The organism is Labilithrix sp. (genome assembly GCA_019637155.1).
In the GTDB taxonomy this organism is placed as follows: domain Bacteria; phylum Myxococcota_A; class Polyangia; order Polyangiales; family Polyangiaceae; genus Labilithrix.
The window spans coordinates 25,358-41,974 of sequence record JAHBWE010000033.1 but is presented as its reverse complement, the minus strand read 5'-3'; the positions used below and the strand labels follow the sequence as shown (position 1 = coordinate 41,974).

Below are 16,617 nucleotides of genomic sequence, written 5' to 3'. Positions count from 1 at the left end.
GCCACGCATGAAGCCGACCGACCGCGAGCTCGTCGACCGCGCCCGGGACGGTGACGCCTCCGCGTTCGGCGAGCTGGTGAAGAAGCACCAGCAGCGCATCCATCGGCTCGCGATCCACATGCTGCGCGATCGCGCGGAGGCCGAGGACGTCACGCAAGAGACGTTCATCCGCGCCTACCAGGCGCTCGCGCGCTTCGACGGCCGGAGCGAGCCGTACACCTGGTTTTACCGCATCACGATCAACCTCTCCTTGAACCGCATCCGCTCGCGGAAGGCGCGGAAGACGTCGCACGACACGGACGATCCGCGGCTCGACGCGGTGCTCGTCGATCGCAAGCCCGAGACGAGCGATCCCGGCGCGACCGCGCAGCGGCAGGAGATGTACCGCGCGCTGACGACCGGCATCGACGGGCTGTCCGACACGCTGCGGACCACGCTGATCCTCGTGTGCGTCGACGGGCGCTCGCACGAGGAGGTCGCCGCGATCCTCGGCGCGCCCGAAGGCACCATCGCCTGGCGCGTTCACGAAGCTCGGCGCAAGCTAAGGGAGTACATGCAGACCCGGGGCTTCGACCCCGAGGGAGATGGGACGTGAGTGAGACGCGAAACAAAGGGACCGCCATGCCGAGCATTGACGCAGTGCTCCGCGACTGGCCTGACGCGGAGAAATCCGCGGCGGACTGGGATGAGCGGGCCGAGTCGGTGATGGGCCGGCTGCGGCGCGGCGAGCGCGGCGCGTCCGCGGCGTACGTCTCTAACGACGATCTTTTTGCGGATCCCCTTGGACAAAGCCCCGAGGACGGTCATAACGGGTCGTTGCCTGGTGCGGCGGTTACCCACCCCGCTGCAACTCCCAGGACTCGTGAGGGAAAGATGCAGACGATCGACCGAGAGCGGGACAGGAAGAGCCTCCAGGATCTGGCGAAGATGGCGCAAGGCATGACGCCGCCGCCGTCCGCCGCCTCGTTCGGGCCGGTCCCGAGCTCACGCTCCGTGACCTCGCTTCCGAGCGATTCGAAGAAGGACGACTCCGGCATCGTCGATCTCGCCGCCGCCTCGGCCGCCGATCCGCACGCGGCCGCGCGCGCGCAGCAGACGCCGCTCGCGAGCCAGAGCCTCTTCGACGATCACGTCCCGCCGCCTCCTCCGGTCAACGCGCCTCCCGCGAGCGTCCCGCCCGTCAGCGGCCCGCACATCCCCGCGGCGTACGCGTACCAGCAGCCGGCGCCGTCGGTTCCGCCGCCGCCCGTCTACACGCCGTCGGCTCCGCCGCCCGCGTACGCGAGCGTGCACCCGATCGGCCCGCAGCTCTCTCCTCAGAAGAAGAAGAGCGGCGGCGGCGTCGTGTTCGCGATCGGCAGCCTCCTCGCGATCAGCGCGGCGGCCGCGGGTGGCTTCCTCTACATCAACTCGCACAAGCCGGCGCCCGCGGCGTCGACGCCGGTCACGCAGCCCGCCGTCGTCGCGGACAACGCGCAGCCGGCGGAGCCCGCCGCGCCGGGCGAGGAGGCGAAGCCCTCCGAGAACACGATGGATCCGAACGCGCTCCCGTCGGTGTCGTCGCCGGCGAAGAGCAGCGGCGGCTCGCACGTGGTCGCGTCGAAGAGCACGCACGCGAAGGCGCCGAAGGCCGAGGCGGACGAGCCGGTCGCGAAGGCGGAGAAGCCGGCCGTGAAGGCGGCGGCGGAGAAGGCCGAGGCGAAGGCGGAGCCCCCCGCGCCGTCGGGTCCGCCGGGCGATCTCGGCGCCGCGATGGCGGCGGCGGTCCCGGCGAAGGAAGAAGTGAAGCCCGCGGCCGCGGCCGGCGGCAGCGCGTCGATGGGCAACGTCCCGCAGAAGCCCTCGCAGGGCGCGGTCACGGGCGCGATCGGCGCGGTGCTCCCCGCCGCGCGTGCGTGCCTCGGTCCCGACGATCCGATCTCGCGCGCGTCCGTCGTCTTCAACTCGGACGGCTCGGTCTACAGCGTCACCGTCAGCGGCGGCGCGGCGGGCAAGCCGGCGGAGCCCTGCATCAAGGACTCGCTGAAGAAGGCGAAGCTGACGCCGTTCGCGGAGACGAGCTACACCGCGAACATCACGATCCGGCACCAGTAAGCTACGCTCGAGGCGTGACGACCGCCGCGGAGCTGCTCTTCACGCCATACGACGCGTACCTGGCGCTCGAGTCGACGAGCGACCAGAAGCACGAGTGGATCAACGGGCTCGTCTACGCGATGTCGCGCGGGACGCCGGAGCACGGTCGGCTCTCGGCCGCCATGCTCCGCGCGCTGCCGCAGTCGGAGCAGTGCCGCGTGTACTCGTCCGACACGCCCCTCTACATCGAGCAGGCGCACCACTCGACGTATGCAGACGCCAGCATCGTCTGCGGGGCCATCCTCACGCGCGGCGCAAAGGACAAGAACGGCAAGAGCCTCGGCGAGGCGATCACGAACCCCGCCGTCGTGGTCGAGGTGCTCTCGAAGTCGACGGAGCAACGTGACCGGAGCGATCGTTTCGCGCTCTTTCAGCAGGTCGAATCGCTCGAAGAGTACGTGCTGGTCTCTCAGAACGAGCGCCGGATCGAGGTGCGCCGGCGCGGGCCGCGCGGGTGGAGCACCGAAGTGGCGGGCCCCGGCGAGAGCGCGCGCATTCACGGCGCCGCGATCTCGGTCGACGCGAGCTACGCCTAATCCTCCGCTGGTCCGCGCGTGGGCTTGACACGAGGGCGGTCTTTCGCCATTTTGCGCGGCCCGATGGTTTCCTCGACGCAGCAGTTCGAGCGCATTCGCAAGCGCAAGAAGACGACCTCCGGCAAGCGCAACAAGCGCGAGCGCCGCGCGCTCGGTACGCCCGCCTTCCCGATTCACCCCGAGGGGTACTCGGCGACGGCGGCGGACGCGAAGCCCGCGAAGTAGTCGCGGTCTCTCTGCCACGTGAGCTCGACGCCGTGCCTCGCGCGCGGTCGTCGGGCTTTGCTTTTTGTCGGCAATGAAGTGGCGGGCAACCGAGCGTGACGCGGCGTTCCTCGCCGCGATCTGCGCGTCGCCGGACGACGACGCGCCTCGGCTCGTCTACGCCGACCACCTGCTCGAACGCGGTGAGCATCGTCGCGGCGAGCTCATCATCGCGCAGTGCGCCGTCGCGCGCTTGCCGCGACGGAGCGTGGCGTGGCGGCGCGCGAAGACACGCGAGGAGGAGCTCCGCGCCGGCGGCCGCGACGTGGCGTGTAGCGCCGCTGCCGTTCGCGTGCGTCGCGCTCCACGCGCGCGAGGGGCAGCCGCGCGCGCGCCCGACGCTTGGCGATCTCGCGTGGGTCCGTGCGCGAATGCCCGCGCTCGAGGCGATCGTCCTCCGGAGCGACTCGTGCAGCCTGACGCTCGCGCCGCGCGACCTCGCCGCGCTCGACGAGGACGACCCGACGCGCGATTGAAGTAACCTCGACGCTGCGGCCTCGCGCGCTAAGATCGCTGCGATGACGTTCGATCACGAACGGCGCGCACAGGTCTTCGCTCGTCTTCGGCAGCGCCAGATCTTGGACGAAGCCGCGCTGTCGCCCACCGAACGCCTCCAGCGCGCCGAAGAGCTGCTCGCGCTCGCGTGGTCCCTTCATGGACCGCCGCCGGAGGAACCCTGGTCGCTGCTCGCGGCACGGCGCGCGAAACGGAACCGGTGAGCGCGCGCGACTCACTCCCCGAAGCGGTTGCCCGCATGCTGCGCTTCACGCAGGAGCTCGCCTTGCCCTGCGCGCTCATCGGCGGCGTCGCGGTCATCGCGCGTGTCTTCGTGCGCGCGACGAAGGACGTGGACCTGCTCGTGTCGTGCCCGATCGGAGGCGCTCGGCGGCTGCTCGAGGTGGCCCGGCGCCACGGCTATGACTGGGAAGAAGCCGACGTGGACGACTTTCTCGCGGCGGGGCTGCTCCGCATGTGGGGACCGCCCTCCCGGCAGGAAGGCCTCGGGCTCGACGTCCTCCTCACCGACTCTCCTTTCAACGAAGACGTCGTGCGGCGAGCCACGCTCGTGGAGGTGCTCGGATCGAACGTGCCGGTCGCGACGCCGGAAGATCTGCTCCTCATGAAGCTCGAAGCCAATCGCCCCGTCGACCTCGATGATGCCATCGCGATCAAAGACGGGGTCGGAGCACGACTCGACATGGCTTACCTGCGGGCGCAAGCGGATGCGCTCGGGGAGGACGTGAGGCGCAGGCTCGACGCCCTCTTAGGCTAGCTCCGCGACGGGAGGCGTCCTCGCGAGCTTGAGCCAGCGGACCGCGCTGCCGGCGATGACGAGGACGACGCAGAGGAGGAGGAGCGACGTCACGAGGACGTTCACGAGGCCGGTCGTGTAGGTCGCGGGCTTCTGCATCATCGGGAGGAAGAGCGTGCGCACGCTCTCGATCCCCGCCGCGAGCGTGGTCGTCCCGACGAAGGCGAGCGGGCCGAGCGTGATGAGCGCGTAGACCTTCTTCTTCGCCTCGCGCAGCAGGATCGTCGTCGCGATCGCGAGCGCGGTGCAGGCGAGGAGCTGGTTCGCGATCCCGAACATCGGCCAGATCGTGGAGATGTTGCCGGTCAGGATGAAGTACGACCAGCCGCCGACGATGAGGCCGGTGGAGACGATCGCGCCGGCGCGCGACGTCGACTTGCCGAGCTCCGGCGAGGCGCGCCCGATGAACTCCTGCATCAGGAAGCGGCCGATGCGCGTCCCGGTGTCGATCGTCGTCAAGATGAAGAGCGCCTCGAACATGATCGCGAAGTGGTACCAGTACGCGAGGAGCGTGCTCATGCCGGGGAAGCCGCTGAACACGCGCGCCATCCCGACCGCGAGGGAGACGCCGCCGCCCGTGCGCGCGGCGACGACCTCGTCGGAGGCGCGCGAGAGCTCCGGGAGCTCCTGGGTCTTGACGCCGAGGCGCGCGAAGTCGGCGTCGTCGAGGGTCGTCGCGCGCGCCGCCTCCGGATCGACGTGGTAGTCGAGCGCGGCGAGCGAGCGGTTCGAGAGCGCGAGCGCGTTCGAGAGCGCGATCTTCCTTCCGGCGGCTGCGGCGGCGCCCTCTCCTTCCTTGAGCCCGAGGAGCTCGCGATCGTGCGGCGTCAACACCGGATCGAGGCGCGCGAGCTGCGCCTCGTCGCGCGCGAGGCCCGTCTCATTCTGGGCTACGACCGCGATCTGCGGGTTCGTGTTGATCGCGACGTAGTCCTCCTGCGGCATCGCGCACGCGGCGAGCAGCGCGGTGATGCCGACGAGGCCCTCCATCAGCATCGCGCCGTAGCCGATCGGACGGCAGTCGCGCTCCTTGTCGATCATCTTCGGCGTGGTGCCGGTCGCGACGAGGGCGTGGAAGCCGCTGATCGCGCCGCACGCGATCGTGATGAACACGAACGGGAAGAGCGGGCCCTTCACGATCGGGCCGCCGCCGTGGACGTACTCGGTGACGCCCGGCATCTGGATCGTGGGGTTCACGACGATGACGCCGAGCACGAGGAGCCCGATCGTCCCGATCTTCATGTAGCTCGAGAGGTAGTCGCGCGGGCAGAGGAGCATCCACACCGGGAGGATGCTCGCGATGAACCCGTACGCCGCCATCGCGAGGGTGAGCGTCGTCTTCGTCAGCTTTAGGTGCACCGCGTAGGACGAGTCGCCGACGTGTTTGCCGAAGACGAGGGCGAGGAGCAGGAGCAGGACGCCGGCGATCGTCGCCTCGCGGATGCCGCGCACCGAGCCGCCGCGCACGCGCTGGATGTAGAGGCCCATCACGAGCGCGATCGGGATCGACGCGCCCACGGTGAAGACCCCCCACGCGCTCTCCGCGAGCGCGCCGACGACGACGTTGCCGAGCCCCGCCAGCGCGATGACGACGATGAACAGGATCGCGATCGCGGTGACGACGCCGAGCTGCGGCCCGAGCTCCTCGCGCGCGATCTCCGCGAGCGAGCGACCGTTCCGGCGCACGCTCGCGACGAGGATGATGAAGTCGTGGACCGCGCCGCCGAGGACGACGCCGATCAGGATCCAGAAGAAGCCGGGATAGAAGCCGAACTGCGCCGCGAGGACGGGGCCGATGAGCGGGCCCGCGCCCGTGATCGCGGCGAAGTGATGGCCGAAGAGGACGACGCGGTTGGTGGGGTGGAAGTTCTCTCCGTCCTCGAGCGCGTGCGCCGCCGTCTTCCGCGCGTCGTCGAGGCAGAGGACCTTCGCCGCGATGAACGCGGAGTAGTAACGATACGCTATCGCGAGGATCGCGAGCGCGCCGAGCATCCACCACGCCGCGTGCATACGCCCTTACCGCAGCTCCATGTGCATCGCGCGATCGAGGTGGAGCCACGCATCGTCGATCTGCGCGCCGATCTCCTCCGCGATGCGCTGATGCGGCTTGCCGCTCTTGAACGAGGCCTTCCCCGCGCGCGTGATCGCGTCGACGAGGCCCGAGCCGACGGCCTGGATCGAGCGATGGATCGCGGCGCCGACGGCGGGCCCGTTCGTCGCGTCGAGCGCCTTCGCCCTCACCGCGGAGTCGAGCGCGAGCGCGAACGCGATCGCCTCGCCGAAGACGTCGTGGCTCTTCATCACGTCGAGCACGACCGCGACCTTGCGGACGACGAAGCGCGCCACGGTGGTGGCGGCCTTCACGCCGAAGCTCGGATCGCCGGTCTCGAGGTACGACCGGACGATCGGCTTCGCGTCGAACGACATGCCGCCCTTATCCATCACCTTGCGTGCAATTCGCCGCAGCAATCGCTCGAGGATCCAGTCGTCCACGAACGGAACGGGGACGAAAGGGGTCAGGCTCGAGCCGACGGCGAGGCCTATCACCATCGCGGCGATGTCTCTCGCCCTCGCCTGGTTTTCGGCATCACCCTCGCCCATTCCTCCTTAGTAGCATGGTGGAGGATCGATGGGTTCCGCCTCCCGCTACGAGACGATCGCGGAGATCGGCACCGGCGGCATGGCGTCGGTGTTCCTCGGTCGCGCGCGCGGCGGCGACGAGCTCGTCGCGCTGAAGCGAGCGCACCCGCACATCAAGCGTGACCCGAAGGCGGCGGAGAGCATGCTGCGCGAGGCGAACCTCGCCGCGCGCGTGCGCCACCCCAACGTCGTGAACGTCCTCGACGTCGACGAGGACCAAGGCGATCTCGTGATCGTCCTCGACTACGTCGAAGGCTGCACGCTGCGCACGCTGTTCACGCGCCTCGAGCGCAGCGGCGAGTGGCGACCGCGCGAGATGCTCCGCATCGTGCTCGACGTCGCGGCCGGCCTCGAGGCCGCGCATCGCATCGGCCTCATCCATCGCGACGTGTCGCCGAGCAACGTGCTCGTCGGCAGCGACGGCATCGCGCGCCTCGCCGACTTCGGGCTCGCGAAGGCTCAGTTCGAGAGCAGCGACGGCGAGCGCACCGCGACCGGCATCCTCAAGGGCAAGCTCGCGTACATGGCGCCGGAGTACATCATGTACCAGCGCGTCGACGCCGCGAGCGACCTCTTCTCGTACGCCGTCGTCGCGTGGGAGTCGCTCGCGGGGAGCCGCCTCTTCAAGGGCCACTCCGACATCGAGACGCTCGCGCTCATCGCGGACGCCAACACGTTGCCGCTCTCCTCCGCGCGGCGCGAGCTCCGCGCGCTCGATCCGATCTTCACGCGCGCCCTCGCGAAGCAGCCCGAGGATCGCTTCTTCTCCGTCGCCGAGATGGCGGCCGAGCTCGAGCACATCGGGCGCGGCTACGATCTGCTCGCGTCACGCGAAGAGGTCGCCGACCTCGTCGAGCGCGTCGCGGAGCCGGAGATCTCCGAGCGCCGGCGGCTCGCGCGCGCGGAGGCGCCGACGATGCACCACGGCGCGCTGCCGCTGCCGCCGGGGATGGACGTGCCGGACCCGGAGCCGTCCGGCGATCTCCCCACCCAGGTGCACTCCGCGCGGCGGGTCTCGCTGCCGCCGCCGTCGTATCCGCCGGCCTCGCGCACGTCGCGCCCGCCACCTCATCCATCCCATCCTCCGTCCCATCCCCCTCCGCAGCCGTCGCGTTCTGCACCGCCGCCGACGGCGCGCGCGCGCTCGCGACGCAACGAGCAGGCCGAGCGCGAAGCGAACCGCGAGCACCTCGCGCTGATCGGCGCGCTGCTCTTGCTGCTCCTCGCGCTCGTGTGGATGTGGTCGACGATGGCGCGGGACAAAGCGCGACCACCGGCGGTGATGCAACCCGCAGCGCTCGACGGTGGCACGAGCCCAGCCATTGCTCCGGTCATGCCAACGACCACGCCGTCGCAACGCGGCAACACACCTCGTCGTCCCGTTCGATGAGTCGTTAGAATCGTGCGAGATGAGCGGCGACGCACAGATCGCGGTCGGCAGCGTCCTCGCCGATCGCTATCGGATCGATCGCGTCCTCGGCGAAGGCGGCATGGGCGTCGTCTACGCCGCCGAGCACGTCCTCATGCGCAAGGAGGTCGCGGTCAAGGTCCTCCACGCCGAGATGTGCGCGATGCCCGACGTCGTCGCGCGGTTCGAGCGCGAGGCCGTCGCCGCCGCCAACATCGAGCACCCCAACGTCGCCGCCGCCACCGACTTCGGTCGCCTCCCCAACGGCGCGTTCTACCTCGCGCTCGAGCTCCTCAAGGGCACGAGCCTCCGCGACGAGATCGAGAAGGGCCCGATCCCGCTCGAGCGCGCCCTCGTCATCCTCCGCGGCATCGCGAACGGCGTCGCGGCCGCGCACGCGAAGGGCATCGTCCATCGCGACCTCAAGCCGGAAAACGTCATGCTCGTCGAACGCGACGGCATGCCGGACTTCGTGAAAGTCCTCGATTTCGGCATCGCGAAGATCGACGCCGGGCTCGCGGAGCAGGCGCCGAGCGGCGGCCCGAACATCGTCACGCGCGTCGGCACCGTCTTCGGGACGCCGGAGTACATGGCGCCGGAGCAGGCCGTCGGCGACAAGGTCGACGCGCGCGCGGACATCTTCGCGATCGGCGTCATCTTCCTCGAGATGCTCTCCGGCAAGTGCCCGTTCGGCGGCGCGGTCCTCGACGTGCTGCGCGAGCGCATCCTCATGACCGCGCCGCTCGATCTGAGCGCGGTCCCGACCGACGCCGCGAAGGCGCTCATCACGAAGATGTTGCAGCGCCAGCCGGACGATCGCGTGCAGACCGCAGCCGATCTCCTCACCGCGATCGACGCGCTCGAGACGCCGGAGCCGGGGCCCGTCGCGGTCGCGGTCGCGCGCAGCATCGCGTCGATCGAGGCGCCGCCGGACGCGAAGACGAGCAGCCGGCCCGCGCCCACGCCGCCGGAGCGGCCGCGGTGGCTCGTGCCGGCGGGGATCGCGTCGGTGGGCGCGCTCCTGCTCGTCTTCATCGCGCTCGGCATGAGCGGCGGCAAGGACGCGAAGCCCGCCAAGGACGCGACCACCCACTCGGGCACGCTGAAGCATGTGCCTTCGGCGTTCATGCCCCCACCTCCACCACCTCCGCCTCCGCCGCCGCCGCCTCCAGAGCCGGAGCCCGCGGTCGCCGCCGAGCCCCCGCCGGCCGCGTCCTCTGCCGCGCCGGCGCGCCCCGCGCCCAAGCCGGCCCCGAAGAAGCAGCGAAAGACCGGCCCCGGCGGCATCTACATCCCGCCGCCGGATCAGTGGTTCAAGTAGCGTCACGATCTCGGAGGCTCGCGCGAAGAACGCTCATGCCTCGCTGGCTCGCCGTCGCGTTCCTCTTCCTCGTCGCCTGCCGCCGCCCTCCGGCCGCCGAAAACAAGCCAGCCGCGGTGGCGGAGCCCGCGCCAAAGGTCGAGATCGAGCTCGAGGAGACCAAGCCTGCGCCGCCGGCGACGGTCGAGAAGCTCCTCGTGCCCGGCGACACGGTCGCCTCGATCGTGCGCTCCGCCGACGGCAAGGCGCCGCTCTCCGTCTTCGTCGGCGGCGTGTGCTCGAACGCGGGCGCGTACCTGTGGTCGTTCCGCGAGGCCGCGCAGAAGGCCGGCGGCGTCGTCGCGCTCGAGGGCGATCAGCCGTGCGGACCCGGCGCCTCGTCCGACTACCACACGTTCTCGTGGGACGCGTCGCGCCTGCATGCGCGCATCGAGGCCGCGCTCGCCGCGTCCGGCGTGATGGAGATCCCGAAGGAAGGCATCACCCTCGTCGGGTACTCGCAGGGCGCCGCGCTCGGCGAGCAGCTCGCGGCGCGTCACCCCGGGCGGTACGCGCGCGTCGTCGTCATCGCGTCGCCGCGCGATCCTTCGCCTGCGAGCTTCGCGAAGTCACGCGCCCTCGTCACGATGGCATGCGATCGCGAGGTGACCGCGCGGATGCGCCAAGCCGCGGCCGCGACGAAGCGGCTCGGAACCCCCGCGACTTACCTCGAGATGCCAGGCTGCATACACGGCCAAGTCGGCGACGGCGAACGCCTCTTCGGCGAGGCCTTCGACTGGCTGGCCGCCAACGAAAAACCCCTCGATCCCACCGCAAAGCCAACCCGAATCGCCGGCGCCCCAAACTGAGCGCCGCCGTCTCAGCCGTAGCGCTCGTCGAGAAACGTCACCAACGATCGCGAGTCGAGCGTGGCGAGGAGGACCTCGAGCCACGATCCGTAGTCGCCGGCGCGCACCTCTTCCCCGACCTCGGGGTTCATCTTCGTGAAGAAGTCGGCGAGGTCGTCGAGGGTGACCTGTTGGACACGCTCGCCCGGACGGAAGGCCTCCGTGATGATCTCCTCGTGCCTGGTCGTCGGTGTCGCGCCGAAGCCGCAGCGGAAGAGCGGGTCGAAGTAGTACTTCGCGCGTAGCTCGACGTCGAAGAGGTTCGCCGACGTGGCGATGAAGCCCGCCGGCACGGCCAGCGTCAGCTTCGTGTAGCCGCCGTTGTTCGAGTCGAAGTAGAGCCCACCCGCGATGGTGGTCGTCCCCTCGACCCAAATCTCGCACTGGACATTGCAGAGCCCCACCGTCGCGAGGTCGCCGAGGACCACGACCCTCGCGCGGTCGGGAAGCATCATACCTCTCTCCACGTCGAGCGAGCCGGCGAACACCAGCGACTTGCCGTGGTCCTCGCCGAGGGCGTCATAGAAGTCCTCGAAGCAGCTCGCCTCCGTCTCCTCCGTATGCGGGAACCGCACGTCCCCGTAAACGACGGTGCCCGGCCACCCCGCCGCGATCGAGGCGAGCATCGGATCGTACTCCTTGAAGACGCTGTCGCGGACCTTCTCGAAGATCGTCGGATCCCGGCGCTGCAAGTCCTCCTTGCCATCGAAGCGAAGCATCTGGAGCGCCTGACCCGCATAATTCACAGTCGTTGTCGTCATCGCGTAGATGACACACGCCACCCGACGCCAGTAGCAATCTCTTTCGATCCATCGAGCGGGGCCCCAGAAGCGGCCGCGCAAGCGGGCGCGAAGCGCCCCGAGCGCGCCAGCGCGAGGGCCGTGTCTGGGGTGGGGTGTCGGGGCAAAGCCCCGACGTTGATTGAAAGCAGGCGCGGTTTTGCCTAGCCTCGGCAGCCCATGCGCACGGGCTACGTCCTCGTCCTTTCCTTGTCGCTCTGCAGCTGCGCAGCGGTCTTTCGTGGCTCGAAAGAATCGGTCCAGTTCGAGTCGAACCCCGCCGGCGCGGAGGCGAACATGGGCCCGCGCAAGCTCGGGGCGACGCCGAAGAAGGTCGACATCGAGCGCAACGGCACGACGCAGATCACGATGGTGAAGGCCGGCTACGAGGACCACATCGGCGTGGTGCAGAAGAGCATCAACCCGGCCTGGGTCACGCTCGACATCCTCACCTGCGTCATCCCCGTCTGCCTCTGCATCCCGATCCTCATCGACGCGATCTCGGGCGCCTGGTTCGACGTCAACGAGAAGTACGTCGCGACGATGAAGCCCGGCGAGTCCGCGACCCTCGCCGCCGCCGCCGGCGCCCCGGTCCCGACCGTGACGCCGGGCACGCCCGCGCCACCGGCGTCGGGGAGCGCGGCGACGCCTGCGGGTCCGCCGCCGAACATGAGCGAGTCGGAGCGCAAGGCGACCGCGCGCGCGGCGTACCTCGAGGGCGTCGCGTTCCAGGACAAGGGCGACTGCGCGGAGGCGCTCCCGAAGTACGAGACGGCGCAGAAGTTCTACGCCGCCCCGACGCACCAGCTCCGCATCGCGCAGTGCCAGGCGAAGCTCGGCAAGCTGCTCGAGGCGCAGGAGACCTACGAAGCCCTCGCGCACGTGACGCTCGAGAAGGGCGCGCCCGAAGCGTTCAAGCAGGCGCAGGACGAAGGGAACAAGGAGCTCTCCGCGCTCAAGCCGCGCGTGCCGACGCTCCGGGTGCAGGTGCTCCCCGCGGCGAGCACGCTCACGCAGCTCGTCGTGAAGCTGAACGGCAACTCGCTCCCGAACGAGGTCCTCGGCATCGCCCGTCCCGTCAACCCGGGGCACTACAAGATCACGGCGTGGGCGGCGGGCTACAAGGAGGCGAGCGCGGAGGTCGACGTCGTGGAGTCCGTCCCCAAGGCCGTCGAGCTGAAGCTCGCGAAGTGAAGTGAAGTAAGAACCGCGATGGAATCGGCAGCACCCCTCGGACGCCTCCTCGTCTCCTCGGGCCTCCTCACGCAGGAGAAGCTCGACGAGGCGCTCGCCGTCCAGAAGGCCGAGGGCAAGCGCCTCGGCGACGTCCTCGCGGACAAGGGCCTCGTCCGCCCGCACCAGCTCGCGCAGTTCCTCTCCCATCAGCTCGCGTGCCCGTGGGTCTCGCTCCAGCGCGTCGAGATCGCGCCCGAGGCGGTGGAGAAGCTCCCGCGCGAGATCGCGCGCCGCCACTTCATGATCCCGGTCCATCTCCGCACCTCGCGCGGGTCGACCGCGCTCTACGTCGCGATGGACGACCCGACCGACGACGTCGCGCTCTCGGAGGCGACGTCGGCGGCGACGATGCCGGTGAAGCCGATGGTCGCGCTCGCGAGCGAGATCAAGGAGCACCTCGATCGGCTCTACCCCGCGCCGCCGGAGCCCTCGCCGCTGCCGCCGATCGTCGTGCCGGAGGGATCGTTCCCCCCCGTGTCGCCGAAGACGAACCCGCAGATGCCGCGCCCGGCGGTGTCGAAGCCGCCGCCGCCGCTGCCGATCTCGAAGGCGACGCAGGCGTCGGTGAGCACGCCGCAGCCGCCGCCGGTCATCCTCCGCGAGAGCTCGAGCGTGATCGAGGTCTCCGCCGTCCTCGAGGCGTCGGAGCTCTTCGACGAGCCCGCCCCCGAGTCGCACAGCCCCGGGGCGACGCCGCACATCCTCGTCATCGGCGCGAAGGAGGAGCTCTTCGCGCGGGTCCGCGCCGCGTCGCGCTCCGTCGCCGCGTTCGCGACGAGCGCGAGCATCCCGGAGGCGAAGGAGGAGGTCGCGAACACGACCATCTGCGCGTTCGTCGTCGGCGCGGAGATCTACGCGAACGAGCGCGCCGCGATCGATCGGCTCGCCCACGACGCGAACGCGCCGATCATCGTCTCGAACGAGCTCTTCACCGGACCGCAGCTCTACGGCCTCCTCAAAGGCTCGGTCGAGCGCTGGCGGCGCGCGGCGTACGAGAAGGGCAACGTCCTCGAAGGCCGCTACGAGCTCCTGCGCGACCTCACCCCGCGCACGCGACCGAAGCGCGTCGTCACGTGGGAGGTGAAGCACGTGCGGACCGCGCGCCGATCGATCGCCAAGATCGGCCTCCGCGCGAACGACTACTCGGGCGTGCGCCGCGAGCAGTATGCGCTCGCGCGCGTCCACCATCCCGGCGCGCTCGAGCTCCGCGACGCGGGCACGACCGAGCTCGGCGATCCGTTCATCGTGGTGGAGAGCGCGGAGGGCAAGACGCTCGAGGGCCTCGTCGCGGCGCGCGGCGCGCTCGAGACGCAGGAGGCCTGCGCGATCGTCCGCCAGCTCGCGGAGGTGCTCGCCGCCGCGCACGAGGCCGGGGTGCGCCACTCGAGCGTGCGGCCGGAGCACGTCGTCATCGCGCGCGACGCGTGGGGCACCGAGCGCGTGAAGCTCGTGGGCTGGGAGGCGGCGAGCGTCGACGACGCGACGAGCGACACGGGACCGGACCTCTCCGGGGTCGGGGCGTGCGCGTTCCTCGCGCTGGTGGGGCGACCCGCCGGCGACAAGGAGGACGCGACGGCCGCGATCAAGGACGCCGCCCTCGCGCCGGTCGTGAAGCGCGCGCTCGCGAAGGAAGGCTCGGTGAAGGACTTCGCCGACGCGCTCGCGGACGCGATGAAGGCGCGCGAGCCGACGACGGTCCTCACCGCGGTCCCGGAGAAGCGCGGCGCGTCGATGCGTCCGCCCGCGGCGCCGCCGGCCGAGTCGCCGAAGGAGCTGCGCCGCTTCCCGCGCGCGCCGTACCGCACGCCGGTGCGCGTCGAGATCGCGGGCATCGGCGCGGTCGACGGCCGGAGCGAGGACATCTCCGCCGGCGGCCTCTTCGTCGTCACGCGCGGCCACATCGCCGACCGCGCGCAGGTCACGATCCGCTTCGCGCTCCCGATCGACGGCAAGGTCGTCTCGGAGATGGCGATCGTGAAGTGGAGCCGCGCGCCGAACGCGGACGACGTCGGCGCGGTGCGCGCGATCGGGATCGAGCTCGTGTCGCCCGGCGCGGAGACGACGAAGCAGGTCGCCCGTTACGTGCAGCTCATGGCGAGCGAGCAGGTCTGACGCGGCTACTGCCCGGTGAACTTCGGGGGCCGCTTCTCCATGAACGCGGTCATCGCCTCGACGAGGTCCTTCGACGAGAGGAACGCCGCGTTCCAGACCGCGACGTAGCGCTCGGCCTCGAGCGTGCGGCGCTCCTCGCCGAAGGCGAGCACCTGCTTGATGCCTTGCACCGCGAGGGGCGGGTTCGCCGCGATCTCCCGCGCGGTGGCGCGCGCGCGATCGAGGAGCGCGGCCTCGTCGTCGAGGACCTCGTTCACGAGGCCGATGCGATGCGCGTGCGCGGCGTCGATGTCCTTGCCCGTGAAGGCGAGCTCGCGCGTGTGGCCGTGACCGATGATGCGCGGCAGCCGCTGGAGGCTGCCCATGTCGGCGACGATCGCGAGCTTCACCTCGCGCACGCTGAACTTCGCGTCGCGCGCGCAGAAGCGGACGTCGCACGCGGACGCGAGGTCGACGCCGCCGCCGATGCACGGCCCCGCGATCGCGGCGATGACCGGCTTCGCGCAGCGCGCGACCGCGTCGAAGCCGCGCTGCCACTCGCCGATCTTCTTGAGGAGCGCGGTGCGCTCCTTCGCGAGGTTCTCCGGCGCGACGAGCGGCAAGAGCGTCGGCGCGACCGACCTCACGTCGAGGCCGTACGAGAAGATGCCGCCCTTTCCGCGGACGACCACCGCGCGCACGGCCTCGTCCTCGTCGAGGGCGCCGAACACCTCGGGGAGCTCGCGGAAGAAGTCGAGCCCCATCGCGTTGCCCTTGCCGGGCCCGGTGAGGACGACCTCCGCGACGCCTTCGCTCTTCGTGACCTCGAGCGCCGTCACTTCTTCGCGACCATGAACACGCCGGTGTCGTCGGCCCAGACGACGTCGGTGCCGTCGGACGTCAGGTCGCGGATCGCGGTGCGCTTGCAGGCGACGAACGACTCGTCGCTGCCGTCGGGCGCGATCGAACGGATGAAGTGCTGGACCTCGGCGTCGGGCGACGCGGAGCGGACGTAGAGCTTGTCGCCGAAGAACTCGGCCACGCCGAACGGAGACGTGCTCTTGCTCTTGTCCACGCCGAACACCGTCTTCGCGTTCTTGCCCTCGAGGTCGCGCGTCTCGATCGTGGCGCCGACGCTGCAGTAGGCGAGGCTCTCGCTCACGGCGAGGTTGCAGTCACCGAGGCCGAAGATCTCCGTCGCCTGCCCCTGCGGCTGCTCCTCGGTCGCGAGCGTGATCTTCTTGATGCGCTGGGTATCTTCGACCCAGAAGATCGTGTTGTTCGCGAGGATCGGGTTCTTGATCTCCTTGTCCGTCGACACGATCGTCGTCTGCGTCAGCGCGGTGCGGTCGATCGCGATGAGGATCGCGTTGCCGCCGTTGTTGTCCTCCGCGAGCGCGTAGTAGCTCTTCGCGTCGGCGCCGAAGACCGTCGCGCTGATCGCGTTGAAGTTCGTCGCGGCGGTGGTGCCGCCGGGGTCTTCGCCCTCGGCGACGGGGAACTCGGGGAAGGCGGGCTCCGGCGGGGGCGGCGTCTCGGGGTCGCCGTCGTCCTCGATCTGGTTCGCGGCGTACCCGCGCAGGATCGCGTTCGGGTTGCCCTCGTTCGTCTGCTCGACGAGGAGGAGCCCCTTCCTGTCGGCGAACATGCGGACGAGGTTCGGCGACGTGAACACGGTCTTCTTGCCGTTGCCGTCCTTGAGGATGCGCTCGACGTTGGTGCCCGAGCGGAAGAAGACGCCGGTGCCCGCGATGCGGAGCTCGCCCGCGGCCTTCGCGTCGGAGAGCTGCTTCGGCGCGGCGACGGCCTCGCACGCGGTCACGGCGGCGCTCGCGGTGCCGGTGGGTCCGGGCGTCTGGGGTCCGCCCGGATCGTCCGGGCCGCCGCTGCTGCTCGTGTTTCCGCCCGGCCTGCGCGTCGTGCCTTCGTCATCGCCGCTGCAACCAACGACGAGAGCCATCGCGCCGAGGACGAGAACGCCGAGCGTAATCCGCATTGCCTTCACCTCTC

General features: G+C 70.4%; 17 protein-coding genes. 12 read left to right on the top strand and 5 right to left on the bottom strand.

Annotated features, from left to right (window positions below; all coding sequences use genetic code 11):
- Positions 1–7 precede the first annotated feature (7 nt).
- The 7 genes from KF837_43265 to KF837_43235 all read left to right on the top strand — a co-directional run bounded on the left by KF837_43265 (position 8) and on the right by KF837_43235 (position 4,206).
- Entirely contained in the window at positions 8–595 is a 588-nt protein-coding gene (locus tag KF837_43265; protein ID MBX3234192.1) for a sigma-70 family RNA polymerase sigma factor, read from the top strand.
- 278 nt (positions 596–873) lie between these two features.
- Positions 874–2,094 (top strand): hypothetical protein, encoded by a 1,221-nt coding sequence (locus KF837_43260; GenBank protein ID MBX3234191.1) that lies wholly within the window; start codon positions 874–876, stop codon positions 2,092–2,094.
- A gap of 14 nt (positions 2,095–2,108) precedes the next feature.
- Entirely contained in the window at positions 2,109–2,669 is a 561-nt protein-coding gene (locus KF837_43255; protein ID MBX3234190.1) for a Uma2 family endonuclease, read from the top strand.
- Between the two features lie 63 nt (positions 2,670–2,732).
- Positions 2,733–2,894, top strand: coding sequence for a hypothetical protein (locus KF837_43250; protein MBX3234189.1), 162 nt, complete (start codon positions 2,733–2,735; stop codon positions 2,892–2,894).
- Between the two features lie 73 nt (positions 2,895–2,967).
- Positions 2,968–3,414 (top strand): TIGR02996 domain-containing protein, encoded by a 447-nt coding sequence (locus KF837_43245; GenBank protein MBX3234188.1) that lies wholly within the window; start codon positions 2,968–2,970, stop codon positions 3,412–3,414.
- 37 nt (positions 3,415–3,451) lie between these two features.
- Complete coding sequence (locus KF837_43240) at positions 3,452–3,652, top strand: hypothetical protein (protein MBX3234187.1); 201 nt, start codon at positions 3,452–3,454, stop codon at positions 3,650–3,652.
- Positions 3,649–4,206, top strand: a complete 558-nt coding sequence (locus KF837_43235) for a hypothetical protein (GenBank protein MBX3234186.1) — start codon at positions 3,649–3,651, stop codon at positions 4,204–4,206. The genes KF837_43240 and KF837_43235 overlap by 4 nt, the downstream gene beginning before the upstream one ends.
- On the opposite strand, the gene KF837_43230 is transcribed toward KF837_43235, so the two are convergent.
- Positions 4,198–6,255, bottom strand: coding sequence for a carbon starvation protein A (locus KF837_43230; GenBank protein MBX3234185.1), 2,058 nt, complete (start codon positions 6,253–6,255; stop codon positions 4,198–4,200). The two genes, KF837_43235 and KF837_43230, sit on opposite strands and share 9 nt — an antisense overlap.
- Before the next feature lie 6 nt (positions 6,256–6,261).
- Positions 6,262–6,795 carry a hypothetical protein gene (locus tag KF837_43225; GenBank protein MBX3234184.1) on the bottom strand — a complete coding sequence of 178 codons (534 nt, stop codon included), beginning with the start codon at positions 6,793–6,795 and terminating at the stop codon, positions 6,262–6,264.
- Between the two features lie 79 nt (positions 6,796–6,874).
- On the opposite strand from KF837_43225, the gene KF837_43220 reads away from it, so the two are divergent.
- Genes KF837_43220 through KF837_43210 form a run of 3 tightly spaced genes read left to right on the top strand, consistent with a single transcriptional unit; the run spans position 6,875 to position 10,462 of the window.
- Positions 6,875–8,275: a serine/threonine protein kinase gene (locus KF837_43220; GenBank protein MBX3234183.1), complete on the top strand. Its 1,401-nt coding sequence runs from the start codon at positions 6,875–6,877 to the stop codon at positions 8,273–8,275.
- Positions 8,276–8,294: 19 nt separating this feature from the next.
- On the top strand, positions 8,295–9,614 hold the full coding sequence (locus KF837_43215) for a serine/threonine protein kinase (protein MBX3234182.1): 1,320 nt from the start codon (positions 8,295–8,297) through the stop codon (positions 9,612–9,614).
- Between the two features lie 35 nt (positions 9,615–9,649).
- Positions 9,650–10,462, top strand: a complete 813-nt coding sequence (locus KF837_43210) for an alpha/beta hydrolase (GenBank protein ID MBX3234181.1) — start codon at positions 9,650–9,652, stop codon at positions 10,460–10,462.
- An 11-nt stretch (positions 10,463–10,473) separates the two neighbouring features.
- On the opposite strand, the gene KF837_43205 is transcribed toward KF837_43210, so the two are convergent.
- Entirely contained in the window at positions 10,474–11,262 is a 789-nt protein-coding gene (locus tag KF837_43205; GenBank protein ID MBX3234180.1) for a hypothetical protein, read from the bottom strand.
- A gap of 198 nt (positions 11,263–11,460) precedes the next feature.
- Between KF837_43205 and KF837_43200 the strand changes: the two genes are divergently transcribed.
- Positions 11,461–12,474: a PEGA domain-containing protein gene (locus tag KF837_43200; protein ID MBX3234179.1), complete on the top strand. Its 1,014-nt coding sequence runs from the start codon at positions 11,461–11,463 to the stop codon at positions 12,472–12,474.
- Positions 12,475–12,492: 18 nt separating this feature from the next.
- Positions 12,493–14,628, top strand: coding sequence for a PilZ domain-containing protein (locus KF837_43195; GenBank protein ID MBX3234178.1), 2,136 nt, complete (start codon positions 12,493–12,495; stop codon positions 14,626–14,628).
- 5 nt (positions 14,629–14,633) lie between these two features.
- Here the strand turns inward: KF837_43195 and KF837_43190 are convergent, their stop codons facing one another.
- Both KF837_43190 and KF837_43185 read right to left on the bottom strand, forming a co-directional pair.
- A complete protein-coding gene (locus KF837_43190; GenBank protein MBX3234177.1) occupies positions 14,634–15,446 on the bottom strand; it encodes a crotonase/enoyl-CoA hydratase family protein in 813 nt (270 codons plus the stop codon).
- Positions 15,443–16,603, bottom strand: a complete 1,161-nt coding sequence (locus KF837_43185; GenBank protein MBX3234176.1) for a hypothetical protein — start codon at positions 16,601–16,603, stop codon at positions 15,443–15,445. Before KF837_43185 ends, KF837_43190 begins: the two co-directional genes overlap by 4 nt.
- Positions 16,604–16,617: the final 14 nt, after the last annotated feature.